Origin of the sequence: Thauera terpenica 58Eu (genome assembly GCF_000443165.1) — a bacterium.
In the GTDB taxonomy this organism is placed as follows: domain Bacteria; phylum Pseudomonadota; class Gammaproteobacteria; order Burkholderiales; family Rhodocyclaceae; genus Thauera; species Thauera terpenica.
In genome coordinates this window covers 330432-346329 of the sequence record NZ_ATJV01000048.1, presented here as the reverse complement: position 1 = coordinate 346329, position 15898 = coordinate 330432, and the positions used below count along the sequence as shown (strand labels likewise).

General features: G+C 63.9%; 23 protein-coding genes and 1 pseudogene. 10 read left to right on the top strand and 14 right to left on the bottom strand.

Translation table 11 applies throughout. The features are described from left to right. Nucleotides 1–110 precede the first annotated feature (110 nt). A complete protein-coding gene (gene tnpA / locus M622_RS28595; RefSeq protein ID WP_021249062.1) occupies nucleotides 111–428 on the bottom strand; it encodes an IS66 family insertion sequence element accessory protein TnpA in 318 nt (105 codons plus the stop codon). 94 nt (nucleotides 429–522) lie between these two features. Here tnpA (M622_RS28595) and M622_RS40805 point away from each other — a divergent pair. The 5 genes and pseudogenes from M622_RS40805 to M622_RS28575 all read left to right on the top strand — a co-directional run. Further along, nucleotides 523–1137 (top strand): annotated as a pseudogene (locus M622_RS40805) (TOTE conflict system archaeo-eukaryotic primase domain-containing protein); the annotation flags it as partial. Then, the gene (locus tag M622_RS28590) at nucleotides 1129–2679 is read left to right on the top strand and encodes a DEAD/DEAH box helicase family protein (RefSeq protein WP_370696032.1); all 1551 of its coding nucleotides are present in this window, start codon (nucleotides 1129–1131) and stop codon (nucleotides 2677–2679) included. The pseudogene M622_RS40805 and the gene M622_RS28590, both read left to right, overlap by 9 nt. Before the next feature lie 389 nt (nucleotides 2680–3068). Then, the gene (locus tag M622_RS28585) at nucleotides 3069–3362 is read left to right on the top strand and encodes a type II toxin-antitoxin system TacA family antitoxin (RefSeq protein WP_021249060.1); all 294 of its coding nucleotides are present in this window, start codon (nucleotides 3069–3071) and stop codon (nucleotides 3360–3362) included. Continuing rightward, the gene (locus M622_RS28580; protein WP_021249059.1) at nucleotides 3359–3859 is read left to right on the top strand and encodes a GNAT family N-acetyltransferase; all 501 of its coding nucleotides are present in this window, start codon (nucleotides 3359–3361) and stop codon (nucleotides 3857–3859) included. Before M622_RS28585 ends, M622_RS28580 begins: the two co-directional genes overlap by 4 nt. Further along, nucleotides 3860–4090 carry a hypothetical protein gene (locus M622_RS28575; RefSeq protein ID WP_021249058.1) on the top strand — a complete coding sequence of 77 codons (231 nt, stop codon included), beginning with the start codon at nucleotides 3860–3862 and terminating at the stop codon, nucleotides 4088–4090. Nucleotides 4091–4095: 5 nt separating this feature from the next. Here the strand turns inward: M622_RS28575 and M622_RS0120165 are convergent, their stop codons facing one another. From M622_RS0120165 to M622_RS28550, 8 genes are all read right to left on the bottom strand, one after another. Beyond that, complete coding sequence (locus M622_RS0120165; protein ID WP_021249057.1) at nucleotides 4096–4239, bottom strand: hypothetical protein; 144 nt, start codon at nucleotides 4237–4239, stop codon at nucleotides 4096–4098. Between the two features lie 94 nt (nucleotides 4240–4333). After that, nucleotides 4334–4576: a hypothetical protein gene (locus M622_RS28570; protein WP_021249056.1), complete on the bottom strand. Its 243-nt coding sequence runs from the start codon at nucleotides 4574–4576 to the stop codon at nucleotides 4334–4336. Between the two features lie 17 nt (nucleotides 4577–4593). After that, complete coding sequence (locus tag M622_RS28565) at nucleotides 4594–5439, bottom strand: ExeA family protein (RefSeq protein ID WP_021249055.1); 846 nt, start codon at nucleotides 5437–5439, stop codon at nucleotides 4594–4596. Next, the gene (locus tag M622_RS28560; RefSeq protein WP_021249054.1) at nucleotides 5436–6896 is read right to left on the bottom strand and encodes a DDE-type integrase/transposase/recombinase; all 1461 of its coding nucleotides are present in this window, start codon (nucleotides 6894–6896) and stop codon (nucleotides 5436–5438) included. The genes M622_RS28565 and M622_RS28560 overlap by 4 nt, the downstream gene beginning before the upstream one ends. Before the next feature lie 98 nt (nucleotides 6897–6994). Next, nucleotides 6995–7564 carry a hypothetical protein gene (locus M622_RS40525; protein ID WP_031346699.1) on the bottom strand — a complete coding sequence of 190 codons (570 nt, stop codon included), beginning with the start codon at nucleotides 7562–7564 and terminating at the stop codon, nucleotides 6995–6997. An 86-nt stretch (nucleotides 7565–7650) separates the two neighbouring features. Then, nucleotides 7651–7911 (bottom strand): helix-turn-helix transcriptional regulator, encoded by a 261-nt coding sequence (locus tag M622_RS0120155; protein ID WP_052028701.1) that lies wholly within the window; start codon nucleotides 7909–7911, stop codon nucleotides 7651–7653. Between the two features lie 146 nt (nucleotides 7912–8057). Continuing rightward, nucleotides 8058–8573, bottom strand: coding sequence for a type II toxin-antitoxin system YhaV family toxin (locus M622_RS28555; protein ID WP_021249051.1), 516 nt, complete (start codon nucleotides 8571–8573; stop codon nucleotides 8058–8060). Beyond that, on the bottom strand, nucleotides 8570–8899 hold the full coding sequence (locus tag M622_RS28550; protein ID WP_021249050.1) for a type II toxin-antitoxin system PrlF family antitoxin: 330 nt from the start codon (nucleotides 8897–8899) through the stop codon (nucleotides 8570–8572). The genes M622_RS28555 and M622_RS28550 overlap by 4 nt, the downstream gene beginning before the upstream one ends. A 561-nt stretch (nucleotides 8900–9460) precedes the next feature. On the opposite strand from M622_RS28550, the gene M622_RS28545 reads away from it, so the two are divergent. Further along, nucleotides 9461–9736 carry a type II toxin-antitoxin system Phd/YefM family antitoxin gene (locus M622_RS28545; RefSeq protein WP_021249049.1) on the top strand — a complete coding sequence of 92 codons (276 nt, stop codon included), beginning with the start codon at nucleotides 9461–9463 and terminating at the stop codon, nucleotides 9734–9736. After that, on the top strand, nucleotides 9736–9939 hold the full coding sequence (locus M622_RS28540; RefSeq protein ID WP_021249048.1) for a type II toxin-antitoxin system RelE/ParE family toxin: 204 nt from the start codon (nucleotides 9736–9738) through the stop codon (nucleotides 9937–9939). The genes M622_RS28545 and M622_RS28540 overlap by 1 nt, the downstream gene beginning before the upstream one ends. A gap of 23 nt (nucleotides 9940–9962) precedes the next feature. Here M622_RS28540 and tnpC read toward each other — a convergent pair whose 3' ends face one another. The 3 genes from tnpC to tnpA (M622_RS28525) are packed head-to-tail and all read right to left on the bottom strand — an operon-like array spanning nucleotide 9963 to nucleotide 12276. Beyond that, nucleotides 9963–11579 carry an IS66 family transposase gene (tnpC, locus tag M622_RS28535; protein WP_021249047.1) on the bottom strand — a complete coding sequence of 539 codons (1617 nt, stop codon included), beginning with the start codon at nucleotides 11577–11579 and terminating at the stop codon, nucleotides 9963–9965. 29 nt (nucleotides 11580–11608) lie between these two features. Further along, on the bottom strand, nucleotides 11609–11968 hold the full coding sequence (tnpB, locus tag M622_RS28530) for an IS66 family insertion sequence element accessory protein TnpB (protein ID WP_021249046.1): 360 nt from the start codon (nucleotides 11966–11968) through the stop codon (nucleotides 11609–11611). Then, nucleotides 11968–12276 carry an IS66 family insertion sequence element accessory protein TnpA gene (gene tnpA / locus M622_RS28525; RefSeq protein ID WP_021249045.1) on the bottom strand — a complete coding sequence of 103 codons (309 nt, stop codon included), beginning with the start codon at nucleotides 12274–12276 and terminating at the stop codon, nucleotides 11968–11970. The genes tnpB and tnpA (M622_RS28525) overlap by 1 nt, the downstream gene beginning before the upstream one ends. Before the next feature lie 72 nt (nucleotides 12277–12348). On the opposite strand from tnpA (M622_RS28525), the gene M622_RS28520 reads away from it, so the two are divergent. Further along, a complete protein-coding gene (locus M622_RS28520; RefSeq protein ID WP_021249044.1) occupies nucleotides 12349–12510 on the top strand; it encodes a type II toxin-antitoxin system RelE/ParE family toxin in 162 nt (53 codons plus the stop codon). 57 nt (nucleotides 12511–12567) lie between these two features. Here the strand turns inward: M622_RS28520 and M622_RS28515 are convergent, their stop codons facing one another. Then, nucleotides 12568–13185 (bottom strand): RES family NAD+ phosphorylase, encoded by a 618-nt coding sequence (locus tag M622_RS28515; RefSeq protein ID WP_245543050.1) that lies wholly within the window; start codon nucleotides 13183–13185, stop codon nucleotides 12568–12570. Nucleotides 13186–13246: 61 nt separating this feature from the next. After that, entirely contained in the window at nucleotides 13247–13636 is a 390-nt protein-coding gene (locus M622_RS28510) for an MbcA/ParS/Xre antitoxin family protein (RefSeq protein WP_021249042.1), read from the bottom strand. A gap of 253 nt (nucleotides 13637–13889) precedes the next feature. Between M622_RS28510 and M622_RS28505 the strand changes: the two genes are divergently transcribed. Together M622_RS28505 and M622_RS28500 are read left to right on the top strand one after the other, a co-directional pair. Beyond that, a complete protein-coding gene (locus M622_RS28505; protein WP_021249041.1) occupies nucleotides 13890–14876 on the top strand; it encodes a diaminopimelate dehydrogenase in 987 nt (328 codons plus the stop codon). 201 nt (nucleotides 14877–15077) lie between these two features. After that, the gene (locus M622_RS28500) at nucleotides 15078–15848 is read left to right on the top strand and encodes a YiiX/YebB-like N1pC/P60 family cysteine hydrolase (RefSeq protein ID WP_021249040.1); all 771 of its coding nucleotides are present in this window, start codon (nucleotides 15078–15080) and stop codon (nucleotides 15846–15848) included. The last annotated feature ends 50 nt before the right edge of the window (nucleotides 15849–15898 follow it).

Genomic DNA, 15898 nt, shown 5'->3' with positions numbered 1-15898 from the left:
GTTCAGACCCAATTCCTGCTCGACCAGCGCCGACAGCCCGCCGATGGATTTGCGGAAATCCACCACCGAGCGGTACAGATACACCGCGCCGATGCGGTGCCCGGGGTGCATCAGCGCCCCCGCTCGGAGAGCGCTGCCGACAAGGCGACCAGCCAGGCGACGCTGGGCAGCGCGGCACACTCGAGCCGCAGCTCGGAATCGATCACCACCGTGCAGTCAGTGCGGGCTGCGATCGCGGGCTCGATCTGGATCGCAGCGAATCCCCCGCGCTGGGTGCGACGGGGGCGAGCATCGGCCACCAGGCGCTTGCGCCACTGATAGAGCGCTTGCGGCGACAACCCCTCACGCTGGGCATACGCCTTGGTGGTGATGCCCTCGGCTTCAATCGCCGACAGGTGCGACAACCAGAACTCGCTGCGCTCCGACATGTTCGTGCTCCCTGAGAAACGGAAGCCTGAGCATGCCGCCTCACCCGCGGCTATGTAAGGATGGGGTTCGTGGAGCGCTTACTTTCCGGTCCGATGGGAAAGCAAGACCTCTGGCAAGTCGGGCTATGCACCGGCCTGCGCCAACGAATGGCGCGCCGGTGTCTGCGAAAAGCCGCGCATCAAGTGTGGCGATTGCAGCAATCGCCTGTTGATCCCACTGTCCGATGCGGTGATCTACGACCATCTGGCTGGCGAGCACACCATTGGTGTCTATCCGCTGCTGGAAGATGACACCTGTTACTTCCTCGCCGCAGACTTTGACGAGGCCGACTGGCGTGACGACGCACGAGCCTTCATGCAGTCCTGTGAGGAACTGGGTGTTCCAGCAGCGCTGGAAATCTCTCGGTCTGGGAATGGCGCCCACGCGTGGGTTTTCTTCGCCAGCCGTGTTTCTGCACGTGACGCCCGGCGCCTTGCCACCGCCATCATCAGCCACACCTGCTCTCGCACCCGGCAACTGAATCTGGAGTCCTACGACCGTCTGTTCCCGAACCAGGACACGATGCCCAAAGGCGGCTTCGGCAACCTGATCGCTTTGCCGCTGCAAAAGTCACCTCGCGAGAGTGGCTGCAGCGTGTTCGTCGACGCTGACCTGCAACCTTATCCAAATCAGTGGGGATTCCTGGCGTCTATCCAGCCCATGCCGGTACACGCCATCGAGCCGACCATCCTGCGTGCCACAGGTGGCGTCCATCCACTTGACGTCACCTTCATCGATGATGAGGACCTGGCCACACCCTGGAAGCGGAAGAGCACGGCGACCAATAAGCTGGCTGTGCAGATGCCCAAGTCGCTGACCGTGACGCTGGCCAATCTGGTTTATTTTGAGAAGGCCCAACTGCCGCAGGCACTGGCCAACCGCCTGATCCGTCTGGCAGCCTTCCAGAACCCCGAGTTCTACAAAGCCCAGGCCATGCGCATGTCGGTCTGGGACAAGCCTCGTGTCATCGGCAGTGCGGAGAACTACCCGCAGCACATCGCCTTGCCTCGCGGTTGCCTCGATGCTGCGCTGGATCTTTTGCGTGACAACGGGATCGCCTGTGACCTGCGCGATGAGCGTTTTGGCGGGGAATCCATCGACATCTCCTTCGTCGGCTCTTTGCGTCTGGACCAGGAGTCCGCAGTTGCCGGAATGCTGCATCACGACACCGGCGTGTTGTGCGCCCCAACGGCCTTTGGCAAAACGGTCACTGCCGCCGCAATGATCGCGCGCCGGGGTGTAAACACACTGGTGCTTGTGCATCGAACGGAACTGCTCAAGCAATGGCAGGAACGTCTGCAGGCTTTTCTGGGTGTCGGAAAGGGCGTGGTCGGCACCATCGGGGGTGGCAAAGCCAAACCTACGGGCAAGATCGACATTGCCGTGATGCAGTCCGTCTCCCGACAGGGCGAAGTGAACCCGTTGGTAGAAAACTATGGTCAGGTGATTGTGGACGAGTGCCACCACGTTGGCGCTGTGTCGTTTGATGCCATTCTGAAGCGGACCAAGGCCAAGTACCGGCTGGGCCTGACGGCAACGCCGATTCGCCGCGACGGGCAACAGCCCATCATCTTTATGCAGTGCGGGCCGATCCGATACACGGCGGCCAGCCCCGCTGGCGCGCCACACGACTTGGAAGTGCTGCCTCGTTCACGCTTTACGTGTATCGACCTGCCCACCGATGCTGGTATCCAAGACGTGTTTCGATATCTCGCCAATGACCAGGCAAGAACGGAGTCCATCGCCTCCGAGGTTCGTGATGCAGTCGGTCAGGGACGCAAGGTGCTGGTTCTGACCGAGCGCACGGAACACCTCGATGCCATCAAGACCGAGCTCGACGGCCTGCTACCGGTACCGTTCGTTTTGCACGGTCGAATGTCAAAGAAGCAGCGATCGGCGCTGGTGGCAGACCTTGATGCACTGCCGCCCGATGCGCCGCGCGTTCTACTTTCGACCGGGAAGCTGGTTGGCGAGGGCTTCGATCACCCGCCGTTGGACACGCTGGTCCTGGCCATGCCGGTTTCCTGGAAAGGCACCCTCCAGCAGTACGCCGGGCGCCTGCACCGTGAGCACGCCTGCAAGGCCGACGTGCGGATCATTGACTTCGTGGACACCGGCCACCCGGCGCTTCTGAGGATGTGGGACAAGCGGCAGGCTGGTTACAAGGCGATGGGATACCGATTGGGTGGTAATGTGGCTGTGACCGAATGACGGTCGCAAATTCCCTCTCAATCCTGCAGCAAACCGCAGGACTGCTCATAAGCTCGGGAGGCCAGTCAGCACATGGTCAACCGTCCGCCACCAAATTGAAGGGCTCGGACAATCTCCGGGCCCTTTTTCTTGCCTGAAATCCCCGCGCCACGCGGGGTTCTGGCCATCCGTGCTGCGGGTGACCACCAGCCAAAACGCCTGAAATCGGCCAGAGCCGTCTCTGTTCTCCGTTTGGCCTGCGGGTAGGCGCAGATGTCGGTCTAGAAAAATCAACAACTTACGTGCGCCGGTTCGTTGTCAACCAAGGCCGCCGGTCACCAGTGCAACTAGACGATGTGCGTCACTTGTACTAACATTGCGGCAGTTGATCTAACAAAAGAGGTGCTGCCATGACTGCCGTTGCATCGTCGCCTTCCGCCCGCTCCGCCCGACTTGGGCTGCGCGCCACCCCCGAACAAGAGGTGGTGCTGCGCCGTGCCGCCGAGGTGGCCCACAAGTCGCTGACCGACTTCATTCTTGACAGCGCTTGCCTGGCCGCCGAGCAGACCCTGCTCGATCAACGATTGTTCATGGTCTCGGGTAGCCAGTATCAGGCGCTGATGGATCTGCTTGAGCGCCCCGAACAGACTAACGAGGGTTTGCGCGACCTGTTTGCCCGCAAGGCACCCTGGGACACGAAGTGACGTTGCGCGCACCGGAGCCTCTGGCCGCGCAGCATCGGCTGGAGGGTTTTGATTGCGGCAAGCCCGCGCTGAATGACTGGCTGTTGCGCCACGCCCGCCAGGCGCAGGGCAGTGGCTCGGCCAAGACCTTCGTCGTTGCCGAAGACGATGGCCGAGTGGCAGGCTACTTCAGTCTGACCGTGGGGCAGGTCGACACGCTGGAGGCGCCGGAGCGCATCCGCAAGGGGATGGGGCAGTACCCTTTGCCAGTGGTGATCCTGGCGAGGCTGGCAGTATCAATTCACGATCAGGGGCGAGGTATAGGCTTTGGCCTGCTGCAGGACGCGATTCGTCGCACGATGCTGATTGCCGAGCAGGCCGGCATCCGTGCCATGCTGACCCACCCCATCGATGAAGAAGCGGCGCAGTTCTACACCCGGTTCGGGTTCATCGCGTCACCGCTGCGCGAACAGCAATTGCTGCTGCTCTTGAAGGACGCCCGTCGCTGGGTACGCTGAATGATGACCATCGAATCACTGCCCACTTTCACCAAACCCGCCCGTCAGCGCTGGGAAACCATCCCTGCCGACATTCGCCAGCGGCTGCTGTCCAACGTCTGGTGCGGCCAGTGCCGTCACGAAACAACGATTACCAATTTCAGCGGCGCCATCAAGGGTGGCGACTTGCTGCTGGTGGGCAAGTGCGCCGAATGCCACGGTGATGTGGCACGGGTGATCGAGGGCTCGTAACCCGGTCAAGCATCAAACCTCGCCACCACCTCCCGCTGCGCCACCCAGTCGGTCGGCAGCGGATTCCGCTGGAACCACAGCAGGCTCATGCACTTGGGCTGCTGCCCGGCCAGGATGCTCTGGATGATGGCAGGCTCCAGCAGCGTCAATCGGAGCAGTTCGTTGACCGTCGAGTGGTGCAGGCCATCGAATGCAAACGCCGCCCGGTGATGCTCAGGGGCGGCGTTTGCGCTTGATGGCGGCTCAGAACGGCGGAGCGTCCGGGTCGGCCGAGCGGAACAGGTCGGGCTGGACGAAGTCGGGCTGGACGAAGTCGGGTTGGACGAGGGTCTCGCGCGATCGCTCGTGGTTGTGGCGCTCGATCTGGCCGAGGTAGTGGGCCTCGAAGAACATCACAAAGTCGTGGAGGGCGTACTGCAGCGCGACGACCGCTTCATCGGGCAGTTCGGGCCACGACAGCGGTGGGTTCGGGGAGGGGTTGTGCATGATGGGCTCCTGTGTGCTCAGCGCCGGTCCGATGTACGGCGTGGAGCGATGGTCTCGGGTGGGGCAAAGACTTCGAGGTAGAGCTTCTCGTCGAGCTGAGGCAGGTCGCGGTGGGCGGCCACGGCGAGCAATTCGGCCGCCATCGTGGTGAGGATGCGGTAGTTGCCGACCGCGTGATCGCACAGGGTGTGCATGAGGGCGGTGCTCATCAGGCTGGCATTACCGGCTTCGCTCACCAGATGCTGCAGGCAGGCGAGCAGCTCCTCGCGACTGGCCGCCTCGGTGGCGAGCCGGGTGCGGATGCGCGAGCCCAGCGGGATGAGCTCCTCGCGGCGCAGCTTCTCGGGCAGGCGCGCGTCGCCCGCGAGTACCACGCACAGCAGCGACTGCGAGTCGAACTTCGCGCTGCCCATCAAGCGCAACTCCGAGAGCACCGCCGGGCTCATCTCCTGGGCCTCATCGATGAGCAGCACCGGGCGGCGGCGTGTCGATTCCAGATGGGCGAACCACACCTCTCGCAAGGCTTTGAAGCCGCCCCAGCGGTTGTGCGGGCGCAGCGGCACGCCAAAGAGATCCCCCATCTCGCGATAGAAGTCCGCGAGGTTGCTCTGCGGATGGGTGATCGCCCCGACCGTGACATCGGGGATGCGCGCCAGGCGCTCGGCCAGCAGGCGCAGCGCCACGCTTTTGCCCGTGCCCGGGTCGCCGTGGATCATGGCGAAGCCGCCCTCGCCGATCAGCCCCTGCTCGATGCGCCAGCAGAAGTGCTCGAGGCGCGCCGGCACATGGATCGCCTCGGTGGGTACCTCGGTGGTGAAGGGATGCCACTTGAGCCCGTAGAGGGCGAGCAGTTTGGTGTTCATGCGAGGTCCTGTTCGGCAGTGGAAGCGTTGGAATGGGGGGCGGGCAGATAGGCCGGCGGCAAGCCGGTGGTGGCGTAGTCGGCGAGCAGGTGGGTGAGCAGCGGCGCCATGCCCGCAGGCGGTAGCGGCGACAGATCGACCGTGCTCAGTGCGCGCGGCCGGCGCGCGCGCTCGGCGTTGGCGGACTTGTCGAGCGGGGTGATCGGGCACAGCACGGCGCCGGTGTGAGGATCGACGAGATCGACCCGGGTCAGGTCCCAGCGCGCGTAGCGCAGGTGCACCACGGCCAGCGCGTGGTAGCGCGAGGGGATCTCGAAGCGTTGCCCGTGCAGGGTCACGGTGCCGTCGGCGCGCCGCTGGCGCCGTGGCACCTCGATGCGGAACGCGTCGGCGAGCGCCGTGAGTGCGGGACAGTCGCGGCGCACGTTGGGGCCGGCCAGATAGCGCGCGAGCGGTGTGGCGCCGATCTCGCTGTGCTCGGTACGGTGATACTCCTGCTCGACCCAGGCCTGGGTCGCCTGGTTGAGCAGCTCCAGCGTGAGCGCGGGCTCGCCCTCGAGCATGGGCATCAGCCGCCCCTCGACGCGACCCCAGAAGGACTCTTGCTTGGCGTTCTGGTAGGGCGAGTACGGCAGCGTCGTCTGATGCAGCACCCCCAGGCGGTTCAGGCCTGACACCGTCTCGTCGGCGAGCATGGCCGCGCCGTTGTCGGTCATCAGCGCGCGCGGTAGCCCGCGCTTCATGAAGGCCTGGGAGAGACCATGGACCAGGCTCTGCGCGGTCTCGTCCAGGTACCACTGCAGGTGGCAGACCAGGCGCGAGCGGTCGTCCAGGATGCCCAGCAGGAACGGTTTCTCCCAGGTGCCCGCGCGGGTGAGCACGCGGCGCGCACCGTGGTGGAAGTCCAGGTGCCACAGCGCCGATACGTGATCGAGCTCGAAGCTGCGCACCTCGCGGTGCTCGAGCCGGTCGCGCGCGAGCACCGCGCCCGCGCTCGTGCGCTTCGGGGCCGCCTGGCGGAACATCCCCTGGGCCTTGAGGTAGCGGCGCACGGTCGGGTAGGACGGCACGCTCAGCCCGCTGTCCGTGAGTGCGACGCGCAGATTGTCCACGTGCAGTTGCGCGGTCCAGCCCGGGTGTTCGCGATACTGCTGCACCAGGGCGTCGATGACGCCCGGCGCCAGGCTCGCGAAGCGGCCCCGGGGGCGTGGCCGGTCGCGCAGCGCCGCGATCGGGTCGGCGGCGCTGCGCGCGGCGTAGTACCAGCGCTCGATCGTCGACAGCCCGAAGCGTACGTCCTGGCCGCTGATGGGATGGCGCCAGGTGCGGGCGGCGAGCGTGGCCAGCGCATCGTGCACCTCGCCCGGCGTGGGCGGTGCGGCCAGCAAGGGGCCGATGATCGAGAAGCGCAGTCGCGCCCAGCGATCGCGTTGCGGGGGATCGGTCGGTGTGCTCAAGAGTTTCTCCCGGTTCGGGCGCAACAGGGGGTGGCGCCACGGGGAGTGCAGGCTACGAAGCCTCGGGCTCGGTGGCGATCTGCATCCTCTGCGCGAACTCAACGCCCCTCGGGCAGCGTGGCCGCGCCCACCGTGAGCGGCGCCAGAAAGCGCAGCAAACGGTGCAACGCCTGCCCCCCGTCGCCAGCAAAGCGTGCGAGCAGATCGCCCGGCAGCCCCTGGGCCGACACCGGGGGCATGAAGCGGGCGCACATCGCCTGCCACAGCGGCGTGTGCATGAAGTCCTCACGCCACCACCGTCGCCAGCGCTGCAGGGTGCGCAGCGGCACCTCGAGCGCCTCGCATAGCGTGGCCGCCGCTGTGTTCTGCCCGGCATGCCGGGCAGAACACAGCACCACCACCAGGCCCAGATACACGCGCCGGCCCAGGAAACGCACCGACGCCGAGGTCGTGCGTCGGCGACAGCGGCTGCAGCAAAAACTCAGCCGGGACGAGAACGCCTCGCGGATCGCGAGGGTCGGGCAGCCACGGGGCTTGCGGGGATAGTTGGCACGATGGAGCACACCGCCGCATGAACATCCCGCGCCCTGCGCCTGGGCTGCGAGCGCTTCATCAAGGCGAATCAGAAAGAGGAAAAACGGGCGCGTCTGCAGTTGAACATGGCACACTTGAACGGTCTCTTGGCTTGGTAACCGGAGACTCCCCCGAAGGGTTCGTTTGTTCAAGTTCCCTGAGGGGGATCCCCCCTACGCCATCACGCTGATTGATCATTCCGCCGGCAATAGCCATCAGCAGAAGTGACCATGCTCACACTGGCCTGCGTCGCGACCGTCCTGATCGACGTTGCCAGACACGACTCCTCGTAGGCCTCGATGTCCACCTGCCGGTAGAGCACCCGGCCGCAGAGCTTAAGGAACTTGGGCCCGAGTCCTTCGCTGCGCCAGCGTTCCAGGGTGGCCTCGCTAATGCTCCAGCGGGCGGCCAGTTGTTTTTGGTTGAGGTGAGCGACTTCCATCTTGGTCTCCTTCCGAATGAGTTGGCAGGAGTCCATGAAGGCGCTGTTCCGCCCGCGAGCCAAGCGATATCGAGACGCTGACTATTCACCGCAGTTTTTGCGGAGATTGGATAGCGGATTCGCCGCAAGCAGAATGCCGTGTGCTGTTATCGCTGCGCCGCTGTTGCCCTGGCCAATGATTCCTGCATCCGCTGCGATTCCTTCTGCGCCTCAGCCAGGAGCTGATTCCAGTCATCGGGCGGATGCCCGCTTTCCAGCATCTTGCGGAACACCCGGTAGGCGTCGTCGCTGCTTTCGTAGGCGCGTTTGGTGTCTTCGTCATTCACCCAGGCGTAGACGATCACCTTGCTCGGGGCGTGGTAGCGGAAGAATAGTCGGTACTGCTGGAAGAACTTGGCCCGGAACCAGTGCTTGTGATCGTCACCGAGCGTCCCACCCTGGCGGTACTCTGGTAGCGTCGGATCTTGCGGGATGACATCGAACGCCAGCTTGGTGATCGCGGCCAGTCGTTTGCTGGCGTTCTTTTTCACGTACCCGACAGGGTCCTTCTGCTTCAGGCTCTCGACCTGCCGCACCAGCGCTTCAATCTGTGCGAGGAACAGTGGATGGGCAAAGACCGTCCAGCCATGAATGACCAGAGGCTCGGGCTTCCCTGCGCTCATTCATCGTCTGCCGACAGAGCGGCATCGAGGTCGACATCGACGCCGCCGACCAGCGACTGGATGCGTTGGACGAGGCCGGCATCCACAGCTTGCAGCCGCTCGGGATGGCGAGTGATGTCGGCAGCCAGGAAGCCGAGGAACTGGCCGAGTACCGGGTCGTCACCGTCGGATGCTTCGACGCGCGTCAGCACCACCTCGCCGCTGGGGCGAATGGTGTAGTGGATCTTGTCGCGCTTGCCCAGCTTGAGGGCACGACGCACGGTTTCCGGCACCGTGGTCTGGTAGCGATCGGTGAGTGTGGATTCGACTTCGAAGGTCGCGGCCATGGCAGTCTCCTGCGGATCTGGGTTGACGCTTGAATGGTAATGCAGCCGCATTGTCTTGTCAATGCAGTTGCATTGTCTCCAGGGACACCCGGCTCGAATGGGTGTAAATGGGTGTGCTTTTGGCCGGGGCGCCGGACTCGGGTTCGATTCCCGAACCGGGAATTGAACTGGCCCCAGAAAGCGAACGAGGTTGAGGCCGCATATCGGCGACCAATCAGAGCGAAAAACCAGCTTGATCGTCCATGGCCGATGGCCGTACCGGCAGGCTTTTCGATCCGGTTCGCACCGGTTCGCAGCAGCCCGCACCGCTTCGATTCCGTACTTTCAATAGTCGTTTGATGCGGGGTACCATCCCACCACCAGTCACCAAAATCCCAACCCTTATCGGTTGGGATTTTTTTGCCCGCTCCCCCAGTGTTGGCGAGGGTTCCGGGCCTGACCTCGCGAGCGCCCGGCCAGTGCCTGTGGAATGATGACGAATTCTCCTGAGGCCATCTCTACGCTTCGTCATAAGACTATGAAAAGACTGTATTAAGTCTTGTTCAAGTCTGGAGCACCGCCATGCGCTACTCATCACAAGTCAAGCCCATCAGCTATCTCAAAGCCAACGCAGCCGAGGTTCTGGCGCGCCTCGCGGAGCAGCGTGAACCGATGATCATCACCCAGAACGGCGAAGCCAAGGCTGTTCTGCAGGACGTCGCTTCGTTTGAAGAGACGCAGGAAACACTGGCCTTGCTGAAAATCCTTGCGCTGGGCAATCAGGATGTGGCCGCTGACAAGGTCAAGCCTGTGGCTGATGTCGTTGCCCGCCTGCGTGCCAAGCGCGCCTCGGTCTGATGGCAGACACATCTGCCAAGTTCGAGGTCCTTCTCACCGAGGGTGCGGAGCAGGACTGGGAGGCCATCCACGACTACATCTCCGAGTTCGACTGCGTGGCCAACGCCAACTACGTATTGGATGAGTTGATGGATGTTGTGGAGAGTCTGACGAAATTCCAGGAACGCGGTCGCTATCCGAAGGAACTGGTCGGCCTTGGGTAAGCGGTCAGCCAGCGGAGTTGGTCCTACGAGGTCCGTTTTGAGATATCGGACCGTAGCGGCGTCTTCCCGAAGTTCTGCTTCCACAGTCTGGGCGTGAGCTGTGCGACGTCGGCGGCGGGGTGCTGGCCGACACGCTGGAGCACGTCGACGAGATAGTCGTACGGATCGAGTTCATGCAGTCGACAGGTCGCAATCAGGCTCTGGACGACGCCGACATGCTGGGCGCCGAGCTCGGTCCAGCTGAACATCCAATTTTTTCGACCCAACGGAATTGGCCGTAGCGCCCGTTCGAGATGGTTGGTATCGATCGGCACATCCGGGTCGGCCAGGAACACTTCCAGTGCCGCCCGTCGCTTGTGCGCGTAGATCAGCGCCTTGGTCAGCGGGTTGCTCGGCAGCAGCCCTTGCGCGTCCAGGCGTTCCTGTACCCACGTGAAGAAGGCCGCCACGATCGGCCGCGCGTGATCGAGCCGGTACTCGCGCTTGGCCTCGCCCTTGAGCTTGTCGTCGCGGATCTTCGCTTCGACCGCGTAGAGTGCGCCGATGAATTCGAGCGCACGGGCCGCCAACTCGGGTTCGACCGCTTCGGCGTTGATGAACTCGCGTCGGCAGTGCGTCCAGCACTGCGCGTGCGTGAGCCCGGTCTTGCTCGCGTAGGTCTCGTAGGCGCCATAGCCGTCCGAGAGCAGCACACCCCCTTCGGTGGGTTTGAGCCCGAGCACCTTCTCGACGTTGCTGTGCGCGCGGCTCTCGAAGAACGGGAAGCAGATCTCGTGCAACTCGCCATAGACCGGCCAGAAGTAGCAGGCCTTCATCTTGCCGGGGCCGGCACGGCCGGCCTTGATCGGCGTCTCGTCCATGGCCTTGACGCGGCTGGTGCGGATGGACGCGAGCTGCGCCTCATAGATCGGCACGAGCAGCGCGGCCGCCTGCGCAGCCAGTTGCGTGAGCCAGGCGCGGCTGACCGTGATGCCGGCATCGGCCAGGCGCTGATGCTGGCGGTAGAGCGGCAGGTGCCAGGCGAACTTGTCGAGCAGCAGCCCGACCAGGAAGCTCACGTCGGCGCGGCTGCCCTCGATCACGCCGGCGGGTGCCGCCGGGCAGTGGATCGTCTGCGTGTCACGGCGCTTGATGACCGGGCGCACGTACTTGAGGATCACGTAGCTGCCCGGGCGCTGCGCCAGGCGATGGCTGACCTTCTCGCCGATCACCTCGAACTGGTCGGCGGTGAGGCCCTCGGTCTCGGGGTTGGCGAGCGTGATGGTCTCGACCGGCACGCGGGTCTCGTCGAAGAACAGCGCCGATTCATCCTTGTCCTGGGCGAAGTCGGTACGCGACACACGACGGGTGTGTCCCGCCACGGTCTTGCCGGCGAGTTCGGGCTGTGTGTCGGGGATCGGCAACTCGCCCAGATGCATCTGCGCCGGGTCTGGTGAAACCACGCGCTTCTCGCTCTTCTGGCCGAAGAGCTGGCGGCGGAACCACTCGAGCTGATGCTTGAGCGCCGCAAATTCGAGCCGCATCGCATCGATGTCGCGCTGCAGGGCGACGTTCGCCTGCGCCAGTTCGACGATGCGCTCGGGCGCCCACTGGGCGGCCTCGGCAAGGGTCGGAACGGGGGCGGAAGACGGTGCGGACATGACGCGTATTTTACCGTATAACCCAGCATTCATGCGGGTTTCGCGGCGTTTGCGGACAGTCTGAAACGGCGCTTGTAGCGTGCCGGCTCGATGCCTTCGAGCAGCAGCTTGAGCCCGGTCCAGTCCATCTGGCGCGTGCTGACATGCGCCCAGTTCGACACGAAGCGCCCCTGCTCGAGGCGCTTGGCCCACACGCAGAATCCGGTGCGATCCCAGTACAGCACCTTCATCTGCGTGCCGCGCCGATTGATGAACACGAACAACTCGCCCGACAGCGGATCGCAGCCGAGCGCCTGGCGGGTGAGCGCGTACAGGCCGTCGAAGGATTTGCGCATGTCGACCGGCTGGCCATACACATGGACCCGCACGGCCCCTTCGGGGAAGAACATCAGCCGCGCGACAGGTGAAGGATCACGCCGTCGCCCAGATCGAGCCGCAGCTCGAGGCGGCCTCCGCCGCCGAGTTTGAGCGTGCCGGCATCGACGAAGCCGATGCGCTCCATTGCCGGCGCGGCGGACTGCGTAGTCGGCTCGCCCAGCGCGCTACGCCAGCGCCGGAAGGTCGACTCGCTGAGCCCCTCGCGGGTGCAGAACGGCTCGACCCCCAGCCCACTCTCGGCAAACCGCGCGATGACTGCTTGCCATTCCTGACGGCTACGCCGCCGCCACTTGTTGTTGGTCGCTGTCGCCCTGGTCACTGCCGACTCCTCCGTGATGAACGTCGGAGGGATTGTTTCGCGCGGACGGGGGCGGGAGAAGGACGCCGCTCAGTGAGCGGTTACGGCCTTGGGATCAAAGAGTACCGCCAGACCTTCTTCAAACCTTACCGCGTGATCTACCGTGTCACAGGCAGCCAGGTCATCATTTACCTGGTTGCGGATGGACGCCGTGATATGCAAACCGTGCTTGCTCGCCGCCTGCTGGGCGCTTGACCCGCAGCAGTCCGCGCCAGTGCTCATCACTCACGCACTTGCCGCGCAGCCGTGGCTTCACGGCAGCCAAGGCGTCGCAGAAAACTCCAGGCGTTCACTGTCTCGCCGCCATACAACACCGTCTTGCTGCACGGCCAGCCACCAGGTCGGCGTCCTTGGCTCGGGCCTGGGGGTCGCGAACGCGGCGGGATCAAGCACGGCCACGCACCAGCTCGGCTCCGGATCCCGTACCGACGAGTAGAGGATTGCGCCGACCTTGGCATCACGCGCTATCCGGGCAAACGCCTGAGTAGCACTGTAGTCGGCGGGATGGCGCCATGCGCTGAGGTTTGCGGCAAAGGGCGGCTGGCGCAGATCGACCATTGAAGTGGCGAGCTTGACCCTGAATGCGGTGTGCGCGATGGGTTCCAGTCGTTGCAGATCAACGGCGTCCTGCAGAAATTTCCAACGCCAGTAGCCGAGTTCCGCGCACGTCGTGCGGGCACACTCGCCACCGTAGAACACGCCCGCATCAGTGGGACCCCTGAAGCGCGAACCGCTGCGCAGTGGGTGATAGCGAAACGGCGTGGCCAGCAGGTAGTGAAGTCGGGAAGCGCTGGAAGGCAGGGGCGGCTTGCTGCCTTCGAGCAGCATTTCCAGCACATCCTGTTGGGCTGCATCGTCCACGAGCTTCATGGTCGAGGCCAGGTGTTGAGCTTCGACCATGCGCCAGGCGGATGCTGACCATGAGCGAGCCTCAGACGAGACCGCGAGAGGCGTCCAGGTAGTGCACGACACGCACGAGTCCTTCTGTATTGCTGATGAGTTCAATCGGGCGGCCGTTGAGCGCCCGGTTGTCGCTATCCAGCCATTTGCGCGCGCTGCTTTCCTCGCCGACGATGGAGTCGAGGGAGCGAAACAGGCGAACGAACAGTAGCCCGAACTCCCATTCCTTGCGCTGCGGCTCCAGTTGGTAGGCGCCCGCGTAGAGGCGTGTGACGGTCGCGGGACTGACTCCCAGGATCTTGGCCAGGAGCGAGCGCGAGACATGCAAGCGCTCCGCGGCGCGGGCCACCGCCGTCGACAGCACCGCGGCCGCGTTGGCGGTGTTGGCAGTCTTGAGGGGGGCATTGGTCGTTGCAGGCATGGTATTTCTCCTTCCTGTAGAAAGAATACAAAGTATTTATTTCTACTGCAAAAAATGTCCCGACGAGGTCGTCGCTGGCATCGGTGTTGCGCTGTTCGTCCTGCTCGAGTCCGCGAAGCAGATACGTTTGGTGCTGACTTCCACATCAGCGCGTCGCGGGCAAGGTTCATGACGCCGCTGGCGCCCTCAATGAAGGAGTGCTCTAATAAAATGGAGCTGTATCAAAGCCCTCTCAACCAACAAAGCCCATCAAATGAACGACAAGATCAGAATCGGAATCGCAGGTCACGGCAATCTGGGGCGTGGCGTCGAAAAGGCCATCACGCAAAACCTCGACATGGAGCTGATTGGCATATTCACGCGCCGCGACCCCGCGCACATCCAGCCCTTGACGGCCGGTGTTCCCGTTCATGCCCTGGCCGATGTTGAAAAATTCCGCGATGGCATCGACGTCATGATCCTGTGTGGGGGATCGAAAAGTGATCTGCCTGAACAGGGGCCGGCGCTCGCTGCGTTGTTCAATACGGTGGACAGTTTCGATACGCACGCCAAGATTCCAGGCTACTTCGAAGCGGTGGACGCAGCGGCAAAGGCCGGCAATAACACGGCGATGATCGCAATCGGCTGGGATCCGGGGCTGTTCTCGATCAACCGTCTGTATGGCGAGGCGGTGCTGCCCGTAGGCGAAACCTATTCATTCTGGGGGGCAGGCGTCAGCCAGGGACATTCGGATGCGCTGCGTCGCGTGCCCGGAGTTAAGAGCGCGGTGCAATATACGGTGCCGCTTGAAAAGGCGATGGAACTCGCGCGCAGTGGTAGCCGTCCGCAATTGACGACTCGTGAGAAGCATCGCCGTGAATGTTATGTGGTGCTGGCCGAAGGCGCGGATGCCGAGGCGGTCAGGCGTGCCATCGTCACCATGCCAGACTATTTTGCGGACTACGACACTGAGGTGGACTTCGTCTCCGAAGACGAATTGAAGACTCAGCATTCGGCGATGCCGCACGGTGGCTTCGTGATCCGCAGTGGCGTCAGCGGCAGCGAGGTGAAGCAGACGCTGGAGTTCCGGCTGGCGTTGGGCAGCAATCCGGAGTTCACTTCAAGCGTGCTCGTCGCGTATGCGCGCGCGGTGATGCGTATGAGGCGCATGGGTGACATCGGGGCGAAGACGGCATTCGATGTCGCGCCGGGTCTGCTGTCACCGAAGAGTGCGGCGGATCTGCGCAAGGAATTGCTCTGAGAGCTTGATGGCCTGGAGGACTTCCGGCGTGCGTTTGGCGATCTACCAGTGATGCACGTCGGTCCGGCCCTGGCTTCTGCTACCGACAACACCCGAAGCGCGGCGAGTGCAGGCCTTGCGCAGTTTCGCTTCGTGGCCAATGAGGCTGAATGCGCTCGCTCGCAGGCTGGGGCTGTGCACCGGGAGTGAGGGAGATCCGCCATGGGGCTCGTACTCGATCGGCTCGGAAACTGGCTCGGGCGCATGCTCAGCCGCCCGGTCCATGTGCATGGCAGCGCGGCGCCCACGCCGCCTGAGCTGCTCCTGGCCTGCCTGCGCCCGGGAGACGTGCTGCTGGCGGAAGGCCACTCGCGCATCAGCAGCGCGATCAAGTATCTCACCCAGTCGACCTGGTCGCATGCGGCGCTGTTCGTCGGCGATGCACTCGCCGGGCGCGCGCCCGACGGGCACTGCTTCATCGAGGCGGATATCGTCGATGGCGTGCGCAGCGTCGGGGTGGCCCGGTTCGAGGGGTTGCTCACCCGCATCTGCCGCCCGAGCGGGCTGACCGATACCGACCGTGAGCGCGTGCTGGCGTTTGCCATTGAGCGCATCGGCCTGCAGTACGACCTGCGCAATGTGCTTGATCTGGCGCGCTACCTGTTGCCGACTCCGCCCGTGCCGCAGCGCTTTCGGCGACGGCTGATCGCGCTCGGCAGCGGCGACCCCACGCGGGCGATCTGCTCGACCTTGATCGCGCAGGCCTTCCAGTCGGTCCATTACCCGATCCTGCCAGCCATCTCCAGGCAGGCAGCAGGCGGTTCGCAGTGCCCTGCGTGCGTGGACGAGATCCTGCACGTCCGCAACTACAGCCTGTTCACCCCGCGTGATTTCGATGTGTCGCCGTATTTCGAGATCGTGAAGCCGAGCCTGGAAAGTGGGTTCGACTACCGCCGCCTTCATTGGGGCGAAGCGCAAAAGCTCACGCAGTGACCCAATCCGGCGCCGAGGTGGTGAAGATCTTGAATTGACATGCATCAATT